Below are 18,719 nucleotides of genomic sequence, written 5' to 3' on the forward strand. Positions count from 1 at the left end.
CCCGTATCCTCACCCCCCTCGACGAGGGGGGTGAACAACGGCAGAACGAAGGCCTGAATACCGACCCGATGTTGCGGCCATGATCCGCCCTTTCGCACCTGGCTTCCGCATCCCCACCGATCTTTTGCTGAAAGCCTACGCTTCCGGCGTATTTCCCATGGCGGAAAGCGAGTCGGACCCGGAGGTTTTCTGGGTGCGGCCCGAAATTCGCGGCATCATCCCGCTCAATGCCTTTCACATCCCCAAAAGCCTCGCCAAGACGCTGCGCCACAATCCCTTCGACATACGGTTCGACACCGATTTCGAGGCGGTGATCGACGCATGCGCGGAAAAGCGCGACGAACGCCCTTCCACCTGGATCAACGGCCCGATCCGCGAAGCCTATATACAGCTTCACTATATGGGTCATTGCCATTCGGTCGAGGCCTGGCGCGAAGGCAGGCTTGCGGGCGGGCTATATGGGGTTTCGCTGGGCCGCGTCTTCTTCGGCGAAAGCATGTTCGCCAGAGAAACCGACGCCTCCAAGGTCTGCCTCGCGGCATTGGTCGAACATCTGCGCCGGCAAGGCTACAAGCTCCTCGACACCCAGTTCACAACCGACCACCTGAAGCGCTTCGGCGCCATAGACGTGCCGCGTGCCGAGTATGAAACCATGCTGGCCGAGGCGCTGGTCGGCACAGCCGCCTTCACGCCGGCAGGCAACCGTTGAAGCCTCGTCGCCGCTGGCGTAGGATGGCGTAGCTTCCTTGTATGTTCGACCGATGCGCGCTGCCGTCAATCACCCCGAACACGGCTTCTGCCGTGACTGCCTGACGCTGCAGCGGGATGCGGCACGGCGTTGCACGCATTGCGGAAGCCCGAGGCTGGTGCGCCACCCCGAGCTGTACAAGCTGCATCTGGCCCATATCGATTGCGACGCCTTCTATGCCGCGGTCGAGAAGCGCGACAACCCCAGCCTGAAGGACAAGCCCGTCATCATCGGCGGCGGAAAACGTGGCGTCGTCTCGACAGCCTGCTACATCGCCCGCATCAACGGCGTGCGCTCGGCCATGCCGATGTTCAAGGCGCTCGAAGCCTGCCCGGAGGCGATCGTCATCAAGCCCGACATGGAGAAATATGCGCGGGTTGGGCGCGAGGTTCGAACCATGATGCAGGAATTGACGCCGCTGGTCGAACCGATCTCGATCGATGAGGCATTTCTCGATCTCGCCGGTACGGAGCGGCTGCACGGCATGCCGCCGGCGCTGGTTCTGGCGCGCTTTTCGCAAGCGCTGGAGAAGGAGATCGGCATCACCGGATCTGTCGGTCTCTCCTACTGCAAGTTCCTCGCCAAGGTGGCTTCCGACTTTCGCAAGCCGCGCGGCTTTTCGGTCATCGGAGAGACGGAAGCGCTCGAATTTCTGGCCGGACAATCCGTCACGCTGATCTGGGGGGTCGGCAAGGCCTTCGCTTCGGTGCTGGAGCGCGACGGCATCCGCACCATCGGCCAGCTTCAGAAAATGGATCAGGCGGAACTGATGCGCCGCTATGGCGGCATGGGGAGCCGCCTCTATCACCTTTCGCGCGGCCAGGATGAGCGCGTCGTGACCGCCGACCGCGACACCAAGAGCGTATCGGCCGAAACGACGTTCGATCAGGACTTTGGCGGAGTGAACGACCTTGTGCCCGTATTGCGGGCGCTTTCCGAAAAAGTGTCGGCCCGCCTGAAAAAGGCGGATTTGGCCGGACGCACCGTAGTGCTGAAACTCAAGTCGAACGATTTCAGGATTCGCACCCGCAACCGCCAGCTCGGCGATCCGACGCGGCTCGCCGACAGGATCTTCGACACTGGCCTGCAACTGCTGCGCAAGGAAATCGACGGCACGAAATACCGTCTGCTCGGCATCGGCGTGTCGGACCTGTGCGACGCCGAAAAGGCTGATCCGCCGGACCTTGTCGACACCCGATCTCACAAGCGCGCCCTTGCCGAAGGCGCAATCGACGCGCTGCGCGACAAGTTCGGCCGCAGCGCCGTCGAGACAGGTTACACCTTCGGCAGAGGGCATCGCGGCAAGCCGACCCGCCCCGGCGACGAGGATGAACCGGACGTGCGCCATCCGTGGGAACGGATCTGAGCCGGGTCAATCTCCAATCAATCGTTGTCGTCGGGAATATTCAGGATATGGCCGCAGGCCTTGCAATGGACCGCATCCGGCTCATGCCTCTGCAAGCCGCAGCGCGGGCAGGGAAAAAACACCTTGTTGGGCCGAAACAGCGCCCGCGCCAGCCGCACGAACAGCGTGATGCCGATAATCATGGTAACGATGGCCGTAAGCTTGCCGGCGACGCCCGGCAGCACGATGTCGCCAAACCCGGTGGTCGTGACCGTCGCGACCGTCACATACATGGCGTCGACATAGCCTTCGAAGCCGGAACCATTGCGGAAGAAGAAGGTGTAGACGAAGCCGGTGACGACGAACAGGAACGTCACCAGATTGACCACGGCATGGCTGGCCTCGCGCCATGGCCGCAGCCGCTTCATCTCGAAATGCCGCCACAGCGAACCGGCCCGCGACAGCGACCACAAACGCAATATGCGCAGGAAGGCGAGATTGGCGAGCGCCTGCGGGAACAGCAGCGTAAGCAGGATGAACATGTCGATCCATGACGTGGGCTGACGAATCAGCCGCATCATGTCCGTGGAAGCGAGCAGCCTGCCCGCCATATCCACCGCGACAAGGGCAACCACCAGATAGTCGATCCACAGGAAGGTCGGCGTCTCCTGCAAAACCGGCGTCAGGATGAAGAAGACGATGATCGCCAGATCGACGATGATTGTCGCGATCTGGAAGCGGAAGGCGGCGGGAGAGTTTCCGTGATAGAGCCGGCGCAGGCGGTCTCTCAGGGCCGCCAGCCCGGTCAGTTGTCGTTCTTCGGCATCCTTGCTCATCGCCAAGCGATAAAGCATTTTGCAGCCGGACGGAATCGTCTGGCGTCGCATAAATGCGGCTGAAAAATCCGGCGTGGAGCGAGCGAACTGTCTAGTGAAGCCGGCTTACACCAGCTCCACATCCACCACGCCCGTAACAGCACCGATCGCCGAGGCGATGCTCGGGTCGATGCGATAGCGTTTTGGCAGCGCCACTTCGACTTCTCCCTGCCCTTCATCCTTCAGCACCACGATGCTGACCTGCCCTTCGCCGCTCTGCGAAAGACGTGTGGCAACCGAATCGATGGGAGCAGCGCCGCGCACGAAAATGCGCAGCATCTTCTGCACCTGGCTGGCCGCGTCGTCGAGCGACTTCACCGCCTGGATACGCAGATTGACGCCTTCCGGCCTGTCCTCCGCGCCAACCTCGATCACCACGGATTTACCCGCTTCCAGAAGGTCGCGGTATTGCGCCAGCGTTTCGGAAAACATCACCGCTTCGAACTGGCCCGTGGTGTCTGACAGGTTCACCACGCCCATCTTGTTGCCCGTGCGCGTCTTGCGCTCCTGTTTGGACGTCACCGTCCCGGCCAGTCGTCCGGCCGATGCGCCGCGCTTCACGGCGGCTGCGAAATCGGCCCAGTTCTGAACCCGCATCTTTTCCAGAACCCGCTTGTATTCGTCCAGCGGATGCGCCGAAAGATAGAAGCCGACCACCTGGAATTCGCGGTGCAGGCGTTCGGCCGGCAGCCACGGCTCGACCGCCGGCAGGTGCAGCGCATTCGACTGTGCGCCAAGCGACGCGCCGAAAATGTCGCCCTGCCCCGAGGTCGCGTTCTGCTGGGCAAGCGCCGCCAGCCCCATCATGCGTTCTACCCCCGCCATCATGGCGGCGCGCTCATGGCCGAAGCAGTCGAAAGCGCCTGCCATGATCAGGCTTTCAAACACGCGCTTGCCGACGATCTTCGGGTCGATACGCTCGCAGAAATCGGCAAGATTGCGGAACTGGCCTTCCTTGCGCTTTTCCACGATGTGATCGACCGCGGCTTCGCCCACGCCTTTGAGCGCCGCCAGCGAATAGAAGATCCTGTTCTCCGCCACCTCGAAGTCGCCATAGCTGGTCAGCACCGAAGGCGGCACCACATCGATGCCGAGCCGCATGGCGTCCTGCCGGAAATCGGCCAGCTTGTCGGTGTTGTTCATGTCGAGCGTCATCGACGCCGCCAGGAACTCGACCGGATAATGCGCCTTGAGATACGCCGTCTGGTAGGACACCACGGCATAAGCGGCGGCGTGCGACTTGTTAAAGCCATAGTCGGCGAACTTGGCGAGCAGGTCGAAGATGAAGTTGGACTGCTGCTTGCTCACTCCCCGCTCGACCGCGCCGGAGACGAAGCGCTCGCGCTGCTTGTCCATCTCGGCGCGGATTTTCTTGCCCATGGCGCGCCGCAGCAGATCTGCTTCACCGAGCGAGTAACCGGCCAGTTCCTGCGCGATCTGCATGACCTGCTCCTGGTAAACGATGACGCCCTGCGTCTCCTTCACCAGATGGTCGATCTTGGGGTGGATGGAGGCCGTTTCCTCTTCGCCATGCTTGCGAGCGTTGTAGATGGGAATGTTTTCCATCGGACCGGGGCGATAGAGCGCCACCAGCGCGATGATGTCCTCAATGCAGTCGGGACGCATGCCGATCAGGGCCTTGCGCATCCCCGCCGATTCAATCTGGAACACGCCGACAGTTTCAGCCCGGGAAAGCATTTCGTAGGTGAGCTGGTCGTCCAGCGGCAGCTTGGTCAGGTCGATGTCGACGCCACGCCGCCGGATCAGCTTAACCGCCGTTTCCAGCACGGTCAGCGTCTTGAGGCCGAGGAAGTCGAACTTCACCAGCCCGGCATCCTCCACCTTCTTCATGTTGAACTGGGTGACCGGCATGTCCGAGCGCGGATCGCGATACATCGGCACCAGCTCCCACAAGGGGCGGTCGCCGATGACGATGCCCGCGGCGTGGGTGGAAGCGTGTCGGTAGAGCCCTTCCAGCTTCTGCGCCATGTCGAGCAGGGTCTGGACGATGGGCTCCTTCTCCACCTCTTCGGCAAAGCGCGGCTCAGCCTCGATGGCGTCCTTGAGCTTGACCGGGTTGGCGGGATTGGCCGGCACCATCTTGCACAGGCGGTCGACCAGCCCGTAGGGCATTTGCAGCACGCGACCCACGTCGCGCAGCACGGCGCGCGCCTGCAGCGTTCCGAACGTGATGATCTGCCCCACCTGCTCGCGGCCATATTTGCCCTGCACGTAACGGATCACCTCTTCGCGGCGATCCTGGCAGAAATCGATGTCGAAGTCCGGCATCGACACGCGGTCCGGGTTGAGGAAGCGCTCGAACAGCAGCGAGAAACGCAGCGGGTCGATGTCGGTGATGGTCAATGCATAGGCGACCAGCGAGCCGGCGCCAGAGCCGCGACCCGGCCCCACAGGAATATCATGCGCCTTGGCCCATTTGATGAAGTCCGCAACGATGAGGAAGTAGCCGGGGAACCTCATGCGCTCGATGACGCCGAGCTCGAATTCCAGCCGTTCCCGATAGTCCTCTACGGTATGCCCGGCGGTAGGGCCGTGCGCTTCGAGGCGGCGTGCAAGACCCTCGCGCGCCTGCCGCTTCAGCTCCTCCGACTCCGCCTTTTCGGCCGTTTCCGGGTCCTCGACATCGCCGCCGGCGAAGCGCGGCAGGATCGGCTTGCGATTCTTCGGATAGTAGGAGCAGCGCATGGCGATCTCGACGGTGTTGTCGAGCGCCTCCGGCAGGTCGGCGAACAGCTTCGCCATCTCCGCCTGCGACTTCAGATAGTTATCGGGCGAAAGGCGGCGGCGGTCGTCAACCGCGATCACGGAACCTTCGGCGATCGCAATGAGCGCGTCATGGGCTTCATAATCGTCGCGCCTGAGAAAGAACGCTTCATTCGTGGCCACCAGCGGCAACTCGTGGCGATAGGCAAGATCGATGGTGCGCTGCTCGAGGGTCCGGTCATAGCCCCCCACGCGCTCCAGCTCGACATAGAGCCGGTCACCGAACATACCCTTGAGCAAAAGCAGGCGCGCTTCCGCCAGTTCGAGCCGATCCGCCTTCAGCGCGCCGCCGACTGGTCCGCGCGGCCCGCCGGTTAGGCAGATGGCGCCTTCGCAATATCGGGCAAGCATTTCGCTGGTGACATGCACCGGCTCGCCAGCCGGCGTATCCAGATAGGCATGGCTGACAAGCCGCACCAGATTGGCGTAACCTTCTTCATTGGCCGCGATCAGCACCACAGGCGCCATATCCGGCCCGGCCTTGCGCCTGTCTCGCGGCCCCTCCGAAGCCTCGCCGGAAAACGACAGATCGATTTGACAGCCCATGAGCGGCTGGACGCCGTCTTTCGTAGCCTTCTGCGCGAATTCCAGCGCGCCGAACAGATTGTTGGTGTCGGTGACGGCTACGGCCGGGCAGTTGTCCTTCAGCGCGTGCCCGACGATCGCGCCAAGCTGCAAAGCGCCTTCAAGCAAGGAATAGGCCGAATGGACGCGCAGATGGATGAACATGCGCCGCGAAATTGCAGCCGGCAGGGCCATCATCTTTTTGCTCACGGATTGATCGTCGCTCATATGTCGCAAACCGGGGATTCGTTCAGAGAGCTTTATAGTCGTGAGCCGGGCGGCGCGAGTCCACCCCGGCCCTGTTCACAACCTGTGTCGGGCGGGCCAGGGCATTCACACCATCAAGCGACGGCTTGCACGCCTGCCTCTTGCTGCTAGTTTGGCCGCAATCGGATTTGCATTACACGGAGAGAATTTCATGAAAACCCGCGCCGCCGTCGCCGTTGGAGCCGGCAAACCCCTTGAGATCATGGAAGTGGACCTGGAGGGACCGCGCGAAGGGGAGGTTCTGGTCGAAATCAAGGCCACAGGCATTTGCCACACCGATGAATTCACCCTGTCGGGGGCCGATCCCGAAGGCATCTTTCCGGCCATTCTCGGCCATGAGGGCGCGGGCGTCGTGGTCGATGTCGGCAAGGGCGTGACGACGCTGAAGAAGGGCGATCATGTCATTCCCCTCTATACGCCTGAGTGCCGCTCCTGCCCGTCGTGCCTGTCGCGCAAGACCAATCTGTGCACCGCCATCCGCGCCACGCAGGGTCAGGGCCTGATGCCGGACGGCACCAGCCGCTTCTCGGTCGGCGGCGAGAAGATTTTCCACTATATGGGCTGCTCCACCTTCGCCAACCACACGGTCCTGCCCGAGATTGCGCTCGCCAAGGTCAATCCGGACGCGCCGTTCGACAAGATCTGCTACATCGGCTGCGGCGTCACCACCGGCATCGGGGCCGTGATCAACACCGCCAAGGTGGAGATCGGCGCCACCGCCGCCGTGTTCGGTCTGGGCGGCATCGGCCTCAACGTCATTCAGGGGCTTCGGCTGGCCGGCGCCGACATGATCATCGGCGTCGACATCAACAACGACAAGAAGACGTGGGGCGAGAAGTTCGGCATGACCCATTTCATCAACCCGACCGAGGTTGACGACGTCGTCGCCCATATCGTCAACCTGACCAAGCGTGGAGCCGATCAGATCGGCGGGGCCGACTACACCTTCGACTGCACCGGCAATGTCAAGGTCATGCGTCAGGCGCTGGAATGCGCGCATCGCGGCTGGGGCGAATCGATCATCATCGGCGTCGCCGGCGCAGGTCAGGAAATTTCCACACGTCCGTTCCAGCTCGTCACCGGGCGCACATGGAAGGGCACAGCCTTCGGCGGCGCGCGCGGCCGCACCGACGTGCCGAAAATCGTCGACTGGTATATGGAAGGCAAGATCCAGATCGATCCGATGATCACCCACACCATGCCGCTCGAAGACATCAACAAGGGCTTCGAACTCATGAACTCGGGCAAGTCCGTACGCGGCGTGGTGGTGTACTAGGGAGCGAAGCATGGCGCCGGTGATCTACGTCGATGCCGACGCCTGCCCCGTCAAAGCCGAGGTCTTGCGCGTCGCCGAACGCTTCGACCTCGCGACGGTCTTCGTGGCCAATGGCGGGTTGCGCCCTTCGCGCGACCCGAAAATCCGTAACGTGGTGGTGTCGGCAGGGGCCGACGCCGCCGACGACTGGATCGTCGAGCACACGCGGCGCAACGATGTCGTCATCACCGCCGACATTCCGCTGGCCGCCCGCACCGTTGCGCTGGGCGCGCATGTGCTGGGGCCTACCGGTCGCCCCTTCACGCCGGAGACAATCGGCATGGCGCTCGCCATGCGCGATCTCAAACAACATTTGCGTGAAACCGGCGAAAGCAAAGGTTTCAACGCATCTTTTTCGGCACGCGACCGCTCCCGGTTTCTCGGTGAGCTCGACCGGCTTGTTAAGCTGGCGCTGAATTCCGGATCGGCGACATGAGCACGTCGCAACCTCGTCACCGCTGGTTGCCGATTCACCGCCATGCCCTGTTCGGCCTGTCGGCGATTGTGGGCGTCGTCGCGCTCGCAATCGCCCTGCTTCTGCAAGCCCCGCTTGCCTACTCCATCGGCGCAAATGCGTTCTTCGCAGCCTACAGCGCGATCATTCTGGCCCAAATTCCATTGCTCAACGCCGACTATCTCAGCCGCAACGCCCGCGCCACCGACTTGCCGGTGACGCTCATCTTCGGCGTCACGCTGCTAGTCGTCGGCGTCGCAATCGGCTCGCTCTTTCACATCATCAACAGCCAGGGAACGAATCCGGTCGGCCTCGTCTTTGCGCTGGCTTCGATTCCACTCGGCTGGTTCACGATCCATGCCATGACCGCCCTGCACTACGCCCATGTCTACTGGATGGACGATGCCGGACCGGAGCGAAACAGCACACGCAAACAGCCCGCCGGCGGGTTGGAATTTCCCGGGACAAAACGCCCCGAAGGCTGGGATTTCCTTTATTTTTCGACCGTCATCGGCATGACGTCCCAGACCTCGGATACCTCCGTCAGCACGACGCATATGCGCCGCATCGCGCTCGTCCACTCGATTGTGGCGTTCTTCTTCAATACAGTGATCGTGGCCGCAGCCGTCAATCTCGCCGTCAGCCTCGGCAGCTAGAGCAGCCCGACGCCGCGACCACGCCGGCATCGGGAAACCTTTCGAGAATATCGCGCACGTTCTCCTCCATCATCGGGCCGGGAATTCCGGCCACGCTGACAAACATGTCGATGTCGCCGGAGCCGAGCCAGCGAAGCCCCCGAAAACCGGCGGGGCCGCATTCCACCACAACCACATCATAGGCCGAGACGAGCGACCGCAGGAGCGGAGCCAGCCGATGGGCTGACCGCATCGCCAATGCCGGATCGACCGTGCCTACGGGAATGACATGGCATCCGCCACAGCGATCCGGATGAATCGCGTTGCCCAGTTCAGCCGCGCCGGCAAGCAGATCGGTAATGCCGGGCGGTGAAACCGGACCGAGCATGGATCGCGACGCCACGCCCGATACTGTCAGATCGACAAGCACCGTCCGCAGTCCCAGATCGGCGGTGTCGCGGGCAATCAGCAAGGAGGCGGTGGCCGCGTAATCGCCTTGCGGAGAAACGAATGCGGCGCAAGCGATTCCGTTCTCGATGATCCTGTGTACTGCCGACCCGATACTGACCGGGTTCCATCCCAATCCTGCCAAGCGCCCTGCTCCGGTGATCTCGAATCCGGTCCGCAATTTCGCACTGCTCCAACAAGCCGTATCGTCTCCGGGCTGACAAGCAAAGGCGCAGCTTTACCGGCCATTAACCCTAATAGGATGATAACGGAGCGGGTCCAAAAGATCGCACGGCCAAGATGGCCAAAAAGTCGAGTCGTCCATGAAAAGCCCCGCTGTCCTGCTGAGCGCCATGATCGCCGTTTCCGCGATCCTGTCCGGCTGCTCCAGCTATCGGCCCACACCTGCAGCCTTTCATGAAGTTCTGGACCAGCCCTATCAACTCGGCGCCGGCGACCGCGTGCGCGTCACCGTATTCGAGCAGGAGGGCCTGACCAACACTTACAGCGTCGACCAGTCCGGCTACATCTCCTTCCCACTGATCGGCGTCATTCCCGCCAGAGGTCACACCGCGCAGCAGCTTGAGAAACAGATCGCCGTCAAACTTAGGCAGGGCTATCTGCGTGATCCCGACGTTTCGGTGGAAATCGATCGCTATCGTCCCGTCTTCGTGATGGGCGAGGTCGGCTCCGCAGGGCAATATTCCTATGTTCCGGGCCTGACCGTTCAGAAAGCCATAGCAATTGCCGGCGGCTTCTCGGCGCGGGCCAATCAGGAAAGCGTCGACATCACCCGCGATATCAACGGCAAGGTCATCACCGGACGGGTGCAGACCTCGGACCCCATCCTGCCCGGCGATACGATCTATGTGCGTGAACGGCTGTTTTGACGGCCAGACAAAGGCGCTGCCAGTTCTTGCCCGTCGAATAGCGACAAACTAGCTTTCAACCTGAACTGTTTTTTAGCTATCACTCTCTAAGCAGTTTGGGAACCGACAGGCTGCTCATGAACGATATCGATCCCGCCAAACGCTTCCCGCGCGAAGCCACACGAGACCTTCACGCGCCCGCCGCCGGGGAGCGGCCTGATGCGCTGAACCAGACGGCGCGGCAGGTGGCCTCCCAGCTCGGCAACGAGACGATCACGCCGGTGATGGTCAGCGGCACGCTGCGCATACTTGAATTTGCCGTTCTGATGCTGTCCGGCCTTGCCGTCTATTGGTTTTTCGTCGGTCCGTTCGAGCTGGTCAACTGGCCATATTACGTGGTCATCGCAGCCGGAGCCGCGATAGCAGTCGCCTTCCTGGAGTTCAGCGATTGCTATCAGGTGGCGGCGCTGATGCGCCCCTTCGCCACTTTCTCCCGCATTTTCCTGGTATGGGCCGGCACTTTCGCGCTCATGGCGCTGACGGCTTTCATGCTCAAGGTAGGCGCGGATTTTTCGCGCCTGATGTTCGGCTTCTGGTTTGTGACAGGCTTCGCCTCCAGCTTTACATTGCGCCTTGCAGTGGCCCGGCTGATCCGCCGCTGGGCGCGCAATGGCCGCATGGAACGCCGCGCGGTCATCGTCGGTGGCGGCAAGGCCGCCGAGAACCTCATACGCGCGATCGAGCGGCAGCCCTATAACGATATACGCATCTGCGGCATCTTCGATGATCGTGACGACACCCGCTCGCCGCCCATCGTGGCAGGTTATCCGAAGCTCGGCACCATTTCGGAACTCATAGAGTTTGCACGCATCGCACGCATCGATCTGCTGATCGTCTCACTGCCGATCACTGCCGAGCAGCGAGTGCTGCAACTGCTCAAGAAACTGTGGGTTCTGCCGGTGGACATCAGACTTTCCGCCCAGTCCAGCTCGCTTCAGTTCCGGCCGCGCGCCTATTCCTACATCGGCTCGGTCCCCCTGCTCGACATTTTCGACAAGCCGATCAACGGCTGGGATTCTGTCGCCAAGCGCGCCTTCGACATCGTCTTCAGCCTGATCTGCATCCTGCTGTTCTCGCCGGTCATGATCGCGGCAGCCGTCGCCATCAAGCTGGATTCCAAAGGCCCCATCCTGTTCAAACAGAAGCGGCACGGCTTCAACAATGAGGTCATCGAGGTCTACAAGTTCCGCTCCATGTACGCCGACCAGTCGGACCCGACGGCAAAGAAGACCGTGACCCGCAACGACCCGCGCGTGACCAGGGTCGGCCGCTTCATCCGCAAAACCTCGATCGACGAACTGCCCCAGTTCTTCAACGCCCTGTTCGGATCGCTGTCGCTGGTCGGGCCACGCCCTCATGCGGTGGCCGCCCAGTCGCACAATCTGCTCTACGCCGAAGTGGTGGACGGCTATTTCGCCCGTCATAAGGTCAAGCCCGGCGTCACCGGCTGGGCCCAGATCAACGGCTGGCGCGGCGAGATGGATACGGACGAAAAAATTCGCATGCGCACCGAGTTCGATCTCTATTATATCGAGAACTGGTCGCTGCTGTTCGATCTGAGAATCCTGCTGCTGACGCCCATACGCCTGCTCAATACCGAAAACGCTTATTGAGCAGCGATGCGCTTGCAGGCCCTTCTGCATCGGCGCCTGGTGGCGGCGTCCGGATAGTCGCCACATTTTCCGGTCAGATGTCCTGTTCCCCGGCGTTTCCCGACTATGCGCCTCATCGGCGCGAATGGCTCGGCGGAAAGCCGATACGAAAGTTTACGGTAGCGCCCATGCAGAACGCAGCTTCCCTTCTCGCCCTGAGATTCTACGGACGTGTCCTGTTGTCTGTTCTGGCGACGATCGGAATAGCATGCCTCATTGCCATGCAAATCGGATGGTTGACGACAGCGACCAGCGCTGAATCGGTTTCGAACGAGGAAAAGCAACTCGCCACAAACGGTGTCGAGCTACTCTCCGCAAGCGGAGCAACCATGTTCACCTCGGCCCTGATACCGGTGGACCCTTCCCTGAGTTATGAGTTGTCGGGCGAAATACGCAGCTTCGCCCCGAACGGAGACGAGATCAGCGGCGCCGTCACCTATCTGGGTGTGATCGACTACAATGAAAAAAAAGAAAGGCTGACTTCAAAGCCCGGCCCCAACCGGTACGCGGCAGCCAGCAATTTCTACCTCGCTTCAGCACGCGGATGGGCCACCCTGTCTGGTGTGATCGGCGGCGAAGGCAATGAGAATCACAACCAGTTCCATCCGGGAACCCGCTTCGTTCGCGTGGTGGCGCTGCTGAACTACAAGGACGAAACGATGAAAAGCGAGATTCGCAATGTCCGTTTTGCGCCCCGCCTCGAGATGAAAACCAGATAACGATCCCGGACTTCCACTGCGGGCACACCGATATCGCCACCACAAGTACGGTCATGCTGTGCATGACGCCCCCGGATGCTTACTGGAGGCAATTACCGGGCTGATTCTCACGGTTACCGGAAGCGCGCGAACGAGGCGAACATCCGTGCGAATGTTCGTGGGGATTTCCACCACGGAATACCCCAAATCACCCCAAATTATCCGGTTCTGTTCTTTTGGAGCGTTTTAGCCCTTGCGCGCCAAGTGCGCAGAATATAAGGCTTCTCCCGGTTCGGAGTGTAGCGCAGCCCGGTAGCGCACTTGACTGGGGGTCAAGGGGTCGTGGGTTCGAATCCCGCCACTCCGACCATTTTTTTCAAAACATCAGAATGGCAAATCCGGCCGCTAAAGCGGCCGGAGCAGATACGTTTATCGCCTGCCGAAAAGAAACGATGCCGCGAGCCCGATAATGATCAGCCCCACGGCCGCCGTCGCCGCGGGGTGTTCCCGGGCCGTGTTTTCAATCACGCGCGCCTTCCTGCGCAGATCGGGCATGTGGTCGCCCAGGCGTCCGGAAATCTCGTCGTAGTAGTCGGAGATCGTGTCGCGATAATCGGCCAGCGCCTCGCGACCCTCCTCGTAATAGTGGTGACCGCGCCTGGAAAGCTGCTTCTTCAGCGATGCAAGCTCTTTGGTGAGCTGCGCGACCTGCTTTTCAAGGTCCTTATCGGAGAGGGACGAAAAAGACGCCATGTTGTTTCCTTCTTATTCAAACTTCAGGAAGGAAAACGGACGGTCAGCCTTTTGGTTCCAGCAATATGCGGGCTCTAGCGAACTGCGCATACAGGCGTCCCGGCGCAGGAAAAAGCCGTAGAGCCGTGGATGCTGGCCGTCAGCGCACCTGATCCAGCAGTCGCTTGCACTCCAGAAGATCGAAAAGCGCCTCCTGCAGCAAGGCGCGGTTGTCGCGCGAAAGCCTTCCACCATCGGCCTGGACCGGGCCCTCTTCATCGGCCTTGCCGAGACCGAAGAAGCGGCGGCTGGGCTTGGCCTTGGGCTGGCCCACAAGTTGCTCCTCATCACCCGCGCGCGGCTGCGCCGCTGGGGTAAGCTCAACCGCATCGGCCTGCTTGCGCTGCGCAATGGCCTCCACTGCGGCAAGGTCGCCATTGCCGATCGCGACCAGAAACTGGTTGCCGTTTTCGCGCAGCAGCTTCTGCACGCCCTTGATGGTGTAGCCCTGATCGTAAAGCATGTGCCGGATGCCCTTTATGAGCTCGACATCCTGCGGCCTGTAGTAACGGCGGCCGCCTCCCCGCTTCATGGGCTTGATCTGGGTGAAGCGCGTTTCCCAGAAACGCAACACATGCTGCGGAAGGTCCAGTTCTTCCGCAACCTCGCTGATGGTGCGAAAGGCGTCGGGGCTTTTTTCCATGGCCGATCCTCGCAAAACACGTAAGCGGACAGGATGCGCGGCGATAGCGGCATCCGGCTGTCAGGCAAGTGACGCGAATCGCTTCGCGAGCCGACACCTGAACCGGGATTCATTTCAACCGTTTATGATCCAATATTCAAGTCCGCCGGAAGCGTCGGGATATCTATCCGAAGCTTTCGAACCCGACAGGCCTATTTGCCGCCCTTTCCGCGATTCTGGTGCGAACGCAGAATCCGGTTTTTCAGAACATTGGATGCCTTGAAGGTCATCACCCGGCGTGGAAGGATCGGAACCTCCTCACCCGTCTTGGGATTGCGGCCGATCCGCTCGTTCTTCGAGCGCACCTGAAAGGTGGCGAAGGAAGACAGCTTCACGGTTTCACCGCGCACGATCGCTTCGCAGATCTCGTTGAGAACAGCTTCGACCAGTTCGGCCGATTCCGTCCTCGACAGGCCGACCTTCCGGTAAACAGCCTCGGCAAGGTCGGCGCGCGTAAGTGTCTTTCCCCCCATGCGTCCGTCCAATCCGTTAAAACAATGACCACAAGAAACGACGGCGGAGCCTAAGTAATTGATCCGTAAAGGTCAAGACCGTTTGGACCCGTCAATTGCACGGCTCACCAGCGCAGCAGCACCGCACCCCAGGTGAAACCGCCGCCCATGGCCTCCAGAAGGACGAGGTCGCCACGTTTGATGCGCCCGTCCGCGACCGCCACGGAAAGCGCCAGCGGCACCGAGGCGGCCGAAGTGTTCCCATGCTGGTCGACGGTGATGACCACCTTTTCCTCGGCGATGCCGAGCTTCTTTGCGGAAGCGTCGATGATGCGCTTGTTGGCCTGATGCGGCACGAACCAGTCGAGATCCTCGGCGCTGATTCGGGCCTGCGAGAACGTCGCCTCGATCACATCGGTGATCATCCCGACTGCATGCTTGAAGACCTCGCGGCCTTCCATCTTCAGATGACCAACTGTGCCGGTGGTGGAAACCCCTCCATCGACATAAAGCTTTTCCTTGTGCTGACCATCGGAACGCAGCGCAGCGGCCAGCACCCCGCGATCGGCTATGACGCCCTCGCCTTCGCCGGCTTCGAGAATGATGGCGCCGGCGCCGTCACCGAACAGCACGCAGGTGGTGCGGTCGTTCCAGTCGAGCAGGCGGGAGAAGGTCTCCGAACCAATGACCAGAGCCCTTTTGGAAAGCCCACAGCGAATATAGGCGTCCGCCGTAGTGACGGCATAGACGAAGCCGGAGCACACGGCCTGCATGTCGAAGGCGAAACCATGATGCATGCCGAGCCGGTTCTGGATTTCGACGGCAGTGGCGGGAAAGGTGTTGTTCGGCGTCGATGTCGCCAGCACGATCAGGTCGATATCATCGGGGGTGAGCCCGGCGTTGGCCAGCGCCGCGCGGGCGGCCGCCTCGCCCAGCGATGCGGTCGTCTCATCCTCCGCCGCGATGTGGCGCTGGCGAATGCCGGTGCGCTGCACGATCCACTCGTCGGAGGTCTCAAGCACGCCCTCAAACTCTGCATTCTTCATGATGCGGCGGGGCAAGGCCGAACCGATGCCGCGCACGACTGATCTGATCAAAGTCCTATCCTTCTTCGTCGGTCTTGACGGCAATGATCTGCGCCGTCTGGCCTTGCGGGTTGCGTGCGTGGAAAAGATCGATGTCGGCCTGCACAAGGTCGAGCAGCTTGTTGCGGACCATGTCATAGCCAAGCTCGACGGCGGCCGCAAACCCCGCCGAATCGGCGCCGCCATGGCTCTTCACCACAATGCCGTTGAGTCCCAGGAAAACGCCGCCATTGGAGCGGCCGACATCCATTTTCTCGCGCAACTGGTTGAAGGCGCCCCTGGCGAGGATGTAGCCGATGCGCGCCATCAGCGTGCGTCCCATCGCGGCCTTCAGGTAGCCGGCGATCTGGCGGGCCGTGCCCTCCGCCGTCTTGAGGGCGATGTTGCCGGCAAAGCCTTCGGTGACCACAACGTCCACCGTGCCCTTGCCTATGTCGTCGCCTTCGACAAAGCCGCGATAGTCGAGCGAATCGAGTTCGGCCTCGCGCAGCATGCGCCCGGCCTCCTTGACCTCTTCCTGTCCCTTGACCTCCTCGACGCCGACATTGAGCAGGCCCACTGTCGGGCGCTCGATGCCGAAGAGCGCACGGGCCATGCCGGTGCCCAGAATTGCGAAATCGACGAGTTGCTGGGCATCGCCGCCAATGGTCGCGCCAACATCGAGAACGATGCTCTCGCTACGAACATTCGGCCAGATCGCGGCGATGGCCGGACGGTCGACGCTGGCCATCGTGCGCAGGCAAAATTTTGCCATCGCCATCAGCGCGCCGGTGTTGCCGGCCGAAATGCAGGCATCCGCCTGCCCCTTCTTCACCGCCTCGATGGCGTTCCACATCGATGACGTACCGCGCCCATGGCGCAGGGCCTGGCTCGGCTTGTCGTCCATCTGGACAGCGACCTCGCAATGAACGAACTCGCTGGATCCGGCCAATGTCGGAAATTTCGCCAGTTCAGGACGAACGACGTCCTCACGGCCAAAAATGATGAACTTGATGTCCGGACGCCGGTCGGCCACGGCGGCCAGCGCAGGGATAACCACGCTCGCGCCATGATCACCGCCCATCGCATCGATCGAGATTCTGATCACGCTTGTCTTTATCTCACTGCTGGTTTGTCGGCTGGCCGAAATTTCCGGCGAAAATAGCGGTTTTGCTCCGCCGCACAACTGGCTTTTGCGATATGGCCCGGCTTTCAGACTTTTCCGAGAAGGCCGCGCAGTTTTTTCTGGAACTCGTTTTCCTCCGGCCCGTCCAGAGAGGACGAGTCCAGAGCGGCGCCCGGCTTGCGCGGATAGGGGTCGATGGCGAGGCCAAACAACTCCTCTGCCAGAGCGCCCGCATCGATGGTGTCGCCGCTGAACACCTCCGGGCTGTCGGGGCCTTCCGCATCGAGCAGCATTTCGCCATCCTGATCCAGGCGCGCCAGCTTCGAATCCTGCGGCAGGAACACCCCCTCGACCGCCTCGTCAATATGGGCGGCTACCGGCTCCAACGTCACCACGCACGACTGGGTGATGTCGGCCACGACGCGGCCCGAAATCTTCACACCATTGCGCTTCCAGGCGGTGACCAGCATTTCGGCCCTGTAGCCTTCGACGGAAAGCAGGCCATGGACCGCCGCCAGCGCCTTGCGTTGCGGCTCTGCGGCCTCGATCACAACCGGCAGGCCTTTTTGCGGCAGGCGCGCGACATGGACCTCGAAGGACACGGGGCTCTTTGCTTCGGCTTCTTTCATTTCACTGTCCTTGTTCGCCGGCGCGCGGGAATTGCAGCGAACCGGCGCATATGCTCTCAAGCGTCTGCGCGGAAAGATTCTGGACCGCTTCCTTTACATAGGCGGCCAATCGCGCAGATTCGAGCCATTCCTCGTCCGGCCGTATGTTGCGCCTAAGCGCAGCCACCAGCACCTCATCGTCCTGACGCTCCAGCGCGTCCGCATAGGCGGCGGTGCGCCCGTAATACATCTTCGCCAGCCGCTTCATGCGCTTTGGCACGCCGACATCGCTGATGCCCAGTTCGCGCAGCGAATGATCGACATCGAGGAAAAATTCGTCGATCAACACCTGTGCAATGTCCTGCGCCTGCCCTTCGACACCGTGCAAACGGTGCTGGAGGAGAAACATGTGCAGCGACAGCATCTCGAAGCGCCCCAGCGGCGTGTCGGGAACATTCAAATGCGAATAGAAGTATGGCTGCCGCGCGGCCGCCACGATTGCACCGTAGAGCGGATCGGTGATTTCGCGGTTTGTCTGGCGCTTGGCGCCGAACAGACGCTTGAACATGAAAAAGTGGTCTCCCGCGGACCCTCGGTGGTTTGGGCCTTGTTTGTTGAATGGCCGTGTTGCATCGGCGGCTAAGCTGGTTTACCGCTTTTGCGGCCCCGTGCAAGCGGGCGTGCAAGGCTGATTGAATGGAGTTGTCGTTGCGCGTGAAGAGATTCAAGTCGACATTTTCGTCACGCCCCGTCGGGCTGGCGTCGCTGATTGCCGTAACGGCAGTTCTTTCGGCCTGCAACAGCTCGAAAATGATCGGCGATCTCAACCCCGGCGAAACGCTGCATCAGGGTTATGTCGTGGACCAGCAGGCGCTGGACATGGTGCCGGTGGGTTCCAGCCGTGAGCAGGTTCTGCTGGCGCTGGGCACCCCCTCCACCACCGCGACCTTCGACAACGAGGTGTTTTACTACATCTCCCAGACCCGCAGACGGCCGGTCGCGTTCGCCAATGCAAAGGTGGTGGAGCAGAGTGTGCTGGCCGTCTATTTCGGTGCTGACGGACGCGTCAGCAATATCGCCAATTACGGCCTGAAGGACGGCAAGGTCTTCGACTTCATCAGCCGCACCACGCCGACAGGCGGCAAGGACCAGAACTTCCTCGCGCAGGTCATCAGCGGCGCAGGCAAGATGAGCCCCGGCCAGGTCGGAAACATCATCGGCGGCGGCGGCTGATCCGGCCGGAAGACAAGTTTTCCCCAATCAAAAACCCGCGAGGAACGCT

19 protein-coding genes and 1 tRNA gene are annotated in these 18,719 nt (G+C 61.5%); 10 read left to right on the forward strand and 10 right to left on the reverse strand.

Features of this window, described 5'->3' with window-relative positions; genetic code table 11:
* Positions 1 to 79 precede the first annotated feature (79 nt).
* Together aat and ABID44_RS02350 are read left to right on the forward strand one after the other, a co-directional pair.
* The gene (aat, locus tag ABID44_RS02345) at positions 80 to 709 is read left to right on the forward strand and encodes a leucyl/phenylalanyl-tRNA--protein transferase (RefSeq protein ID WP_354150061.1); all 630 of its coding nucleotides are present in this window, start codon (positions 80 to 82) and stop codon (positions 707 to 709) included.
* A 52-nt stretch (positions 710 to 761) separates the two neighbouring features.
* Positions 762 to 2,114 carry a DNA polymerase IV gene (locus tag ABID44_RS02350; RefSeq protein ID WP_354150062.1) on the forward strand — a complete coding sequence of 451 codons (1,353 nt, stop codon included), beginning with the start codon at positions 762 to 764 and terminating at the stop codon, positions 2,112 to 2,114.
* A 17-nt stretch (positions 2,115 to 2,131) separates the two neighbouring features.
* Here ABID44_RS02350 and ABID44_RS02355 read toward each other — a convergent pair whose 3' ends face one another.
* Together ABID44_RS02355 and dnaE are read right to left on the reverse strand one after the other, a co-directional pair.
* A complete protein-coding gene (locus ABID44_RS02355; RefSeq protein WP_354150063.1) occupies positions 2,132 to 2,947 on the reverse strand; it encodes an ion transporter in 816 nt (271 codons plus the stop codon).
* An 87-nt stretch (positions 2,948 to 3,034) separates the two neighbouring features.
* Positions 3,035 to 6,514, reverse strand: coding sequence for a DNA polymerase III subunit alpha (dnaE, locus tag ABID44_RS02360; protein ID WP_354150193.1), 3,480 nt, complete (start codon positions 6,512 to 6,514; stop codon positions 3,035 to 3,037).
* A gap of 220 nt (positions 6,515 to 6,734) precedes the next feature.
* On the opposite strand from dnaE, the gene ABID44_RS02365 reads away from it, so the two are divergent.
* Genes ABID44_RS02365 through ABID44_RS02375 form a run of 3 tightly spaced genes read left to right on the forward strand, consistent with a single transcriptional unit; the run spans position 6,735 to position 9,008 of the window.
* Entirely contained in the window at positions 6,735 to 7,859 is a 1,125-nt protein-coding gene (locus ABID44_RS02365) for an S-(hydroxymethyl)glutathione dehydrogenase/class III alcohol dehydrogenase (RefSeq protein ID WP_354150064.1), read from the forward strand.
* A gap of 10 nt (positions 7,860 to 7,869) precedes the next feature.
* Positions 7,870 to 8,334: a YaiI/YqxD family protein gene (locus tag ABID44_RS02370; RefSeq protein ID WP_354150065.1), complete on the forward strand. Its 465-nt coding sequence runs from the start codon at positions 7,870 to 7,872 to the stop codon at positions 8,332 to 8,334.
* Positions 8,331 to 9,008 carry a DUF1345 domain-containing protein gene (locus ABID44_RS02375; protein WP_354150066.1) on the forward strand — a complete coding sequence of 226 codons (678 nt, stop codon included), beginning with the start codon at positions 8,331 to 8,333 and terminating at the stop codon, positions 9,006 to 9,008. The genes ABID44_RS02370 and ABID44_RS02375 overlap by 4 nt, the downstream gene beginning before the upstream one ends.
* On the opposite strand, the gene ABID44_RS02380 is transcribed toward ABID44_RS02375, so the two are convergent.
* A complete protein-coding gene (locus ABID44_RS02380) occupies positions 8,992 to 9,579 on the reverse strand; it encodes a tyrosine-protein kinase family protein (protein WP_354150067.1) in 588 nt (195 codons plus the stop codon). The genes ABID44_RS02375 and ABID44_RS02380 overlap by 17 nt on opposite strands.
* Positions 9,580 to 9,757: 178 nt before the next feature.
* Between ABID44_RS02380 and ABID44_RS02385 the strand changes: the two genes are divergently transcribed.
* The 4 genes from ABID44_RS02385 to ABID44_RS02400 all read left to right on the forward strand — a co-directional run bounded on the left by ABID44_RS02385 (position 9,758) and on the right by ABID44_RS02400 (position 13,083).
* Positions 9,758 to 10,324, forward strand: a complete 567-nt coding sequence (locus ABID44_RS02385) for a polysaccharide biosynthesis/export family protein (protein ID WP_354150068.1) — start codon at positions 9,758 to 9,760, stop codon at positions 10,322 to 10,324.
* Between the two features lie 116 nt (positions 10,325 to 10,440).
* Positions 10,441 to 11,976, forward strand: coding sequence for an undecaprenyl-phosphate glucose phosphotransferase (locus ABID44_RS02390; protein WP_354150069.1), 1,536 nt, complete (start codon positions 10,441 to 10,443; stop codon positions 11,974 to 11,976).
* Positions 11,973 to 12,734 carry a hypothetical protein gene (locus ABID44_RS02395; protein ID WP_354150070.1) on the forward strand — a complete coding sequence of 254 codons (762 nt, stop codon included), beginning with the start codon at positions 11,973 to 11,975 and terminating at the stop codon, positions 12,732 to 12,734. The genes ABID44_RS02390 and ABID44_RS02395 overlap by 4 nt, the downstream gene beginning before the upstream one ends.
* Before the next feature lie 272 nt (positions 12,735 to 13,006).
* A tRNA-Pro gene (locus tag ABID44_RS02400) sits at positions 13,007 to 13,083 on the forward strand.
* A 59-nt stretch (positions 13,084 to 13,142) separates the two neighbouring features.
* Here ABID44_RS02400 and ABID44_RS02405 read toward each other — a convergent pair.
* From ABID44_RS02405 to ABID44_RS02435, 7 genes are all read right to left on the reverse strand, one after another.
* Entirely contained in the window at positions 13,143 to 13,466 is a 324-nt protein-coding gene (locus ABID44_RS02405) for a hypothetical protein (RefSeq protein ID WP_354150071.1), read from the reverse strand.
* A 139-nt stretch (positions 13,467 to 13,605) separates the two neighbouring features.
* The gene (locus tag ABID44_RS02410; RefSeq protein WP_354150072.1) at positions 13,606 to 14,148 is read right to left on the reverse strand and encodes a MerR family transcriptional regulator; all 543 of its coding nucleotides are present in this window, start codon (positions 14,146 to 14,148) and stop codon (positions 13,606 to 13,608) included.
* Positions 14,149 to 14,339: 191 nt separating this feature from the next.
* On the reverse strand, positions 14,340 to 14,660 hold the full coding sequence (locus ABID44_RS02415; RefSeq protein ID WP_354150073.1) for an integration host factor subunit alpha: 321 nt from the start codon (positions 14,658 to 14,660) through the stop codon (positions 14,340 to 14,342).
* Between the two features lie 104 nt (positions 14,661 to 14,764).
* Positions 14,765 to 15,736 (reverse strand): beta-ketoacyl-ACP synthase III, encoded by a 972-nt coding sequence (locus tag ABID44_RS02420; RefSeq protein WP_354150074.1) that lies wholly within the window; start codon positions 15,734 to 15,736, stop codon positions 14,765 to 14,767.
* Positions 15,737 to 15,740: 4 nt separating this feature from the next.
* The gene (plsX, locus tag ABID44_RS02425; RefSeq protein ID WP_354150075.1) at positions 15,741 to 16,811 is read right to left on the reverse strand and encodes a phosphate acyltransferase PlsX; all 1,071 of its coding nucleotides are present in this window, start codon (positions 16,809 to 16,811) and stop codon (positions 15,741 to 15,743) included.
* 104 nt (positions 16,812 to 16,915) lie between these two features.
* Entirely contained in the window at positions 16,916 to 17,458 is a 543-nt protein-coding gene (locus ABID44_RS02430; RefSeq protein ID WP_354150076.1) for a YceD family protein, read from the reverse strand.
* 1 nt (position 17,459) lies between these two features.
* Entirely contained in the window at positions 17,460 to 18,005 is a 546-nt protein-coding gene (locus ABID44_RS02435; protein WP_354150077.1) for a ubiquinol-cytochrome C chaperone family protein, read from the reverse strand.
* A gap of 140 nt (positions 18,006 to 18,145) precedes the next feature.
* On the opposite strand from ABID44_RS02435, the gene ABID44_RS02440 reads away from it, so the two are divergent.
* Positions 18,146 to 18,670: an outer membrane protein assembly factor BamE gene (locus ABID44_RS02440; RefSeq protein ID WP_354150078.1), complete on the forward strand. Its 525-nt coding sequence runs from the start codon at positions 18,146 to 18,148 to the stop codon at positions 18,668 to 18,670.
* Positions 18,671 to 18,719 lie beyond the last annotated feature (49 nt).

This window comes from Aquamicrobium ahrensii (assembly GCF_040545755.1).
Classification (GTDB): domain Bacteria; phylum Pseudomonadota; class Alphaproteobacteria; order Rhizobiales; family Rhizobiaceae; genus Mesorhizobium; species Mesorhizobium ahrensii.

What these genes read in the sequence shown, in the direction of transcription:
- ABID44_RS02430 (WP_354150076.1), bottom strand. Translation starts at nt 17,458, where the DNA reads ATGAAAGAAGCCGAAGCAAAGAGCCCCGTGTCCTTCGAGGTCCATGTC.
- ABID44_RS02375 (WP_354150066.1), top strand. Translation starts at nt 8,331, where the DNA reads ATGAGCACGTCGCAACCTCGTCACCGCTGGTTGCCGATTCACCGCCAT.
- ABID44_RS02390 (WP_354150069.1), top strand. Translation starts at nt 10,441, where the DNA reads ATGAACGATATCGATCCCGCCAAACGCTTCCCGCGCGAAGCCACACGA.
- ABID44_RS02405 (WP_354150071.1), bottom strand. Translation starts at nt 13,466, where the DNA reads ATGGCGTCTTTTTCGTCCCTCTCCGATAAGGACCTTGAAAAGCAGGTC.
- ABID44_RS02415 (WP_354150073.1), bottom strand. Translation starts at nt 14,660, where the DNA reads ATGGGGGGAAAGACACTTACGCGCGCCGACCTTGCCGAGGCTGTTTAC.
- ABID44_RS02370 (WP_354150065.1), top strand. Translation starts at nt 7,870, where the DNA reads ATGGCGCCGGTGATCTACGTCGATGCCGACGCCTGCCCCGTCAAAGCC.
- ABID44_RS02365 (WP_354150064.1), top strand. Translation starts at nt 6,735, where the DNA reads ATGAAAACCCGCGCCGCCGTCGCCGTTGGAGCCGGCAAACCCCTTGAG.
- aat (WP_354150061.1), top strand. Translation starts at nt 80, where the DNA reads ATGATCCGCCCTTTCGCACCTGGCTTCCGCATCCCCACCGATCTTTTG.
- ABID44_RS02355 (WP_354150063.1), bottom strand. Translation starts at nt 2,947, where the DNA reads ATGCTTTATCGCTTGGCGATGAGCAAGGATGCCGAAGAACGACAACTG.
- ABID44_RS02385 (WP_354150068.1), top strand. Translation starts at nt 9,758, where the DNA reads ATGAAAAGCCCCGCTGTCCTGCTGAGCGCCATGATCGCCGTTTCCGCG.
- ABID44_RS02410 (WP_354150072.1), bottom strand. Translation starts at nt 14,148, where the DNA reads ATGGAAAAAAGCCCCGACGCCTTTCGCACCATCAGCGAGGTTGCGGAA.
- ABID44_RS02350 (WP_354150062.1), top strand. Translation starts at nt 762, where the DNA reads ATGCGCGCTGCCGTCAATCACCCCGAACACGGCTTCTGCCGTGACTGC.
- ABID44_RS02435 (WP_354150077.1), bottom strand. Translation starts at nt 18,005, where the DNA reads ATGTTCAAGCGTCTGTTCGGCGCCAAGCGCCAGACAAACCGCGAAATC.
- dnaE (WP_354150193.1), bottom strand. Translation starts at nt 6,514, where the DNA reads ATGATGGCCCTGCCGGCTGCAATTTCGCGGCGCATGTTCATCCATCTG.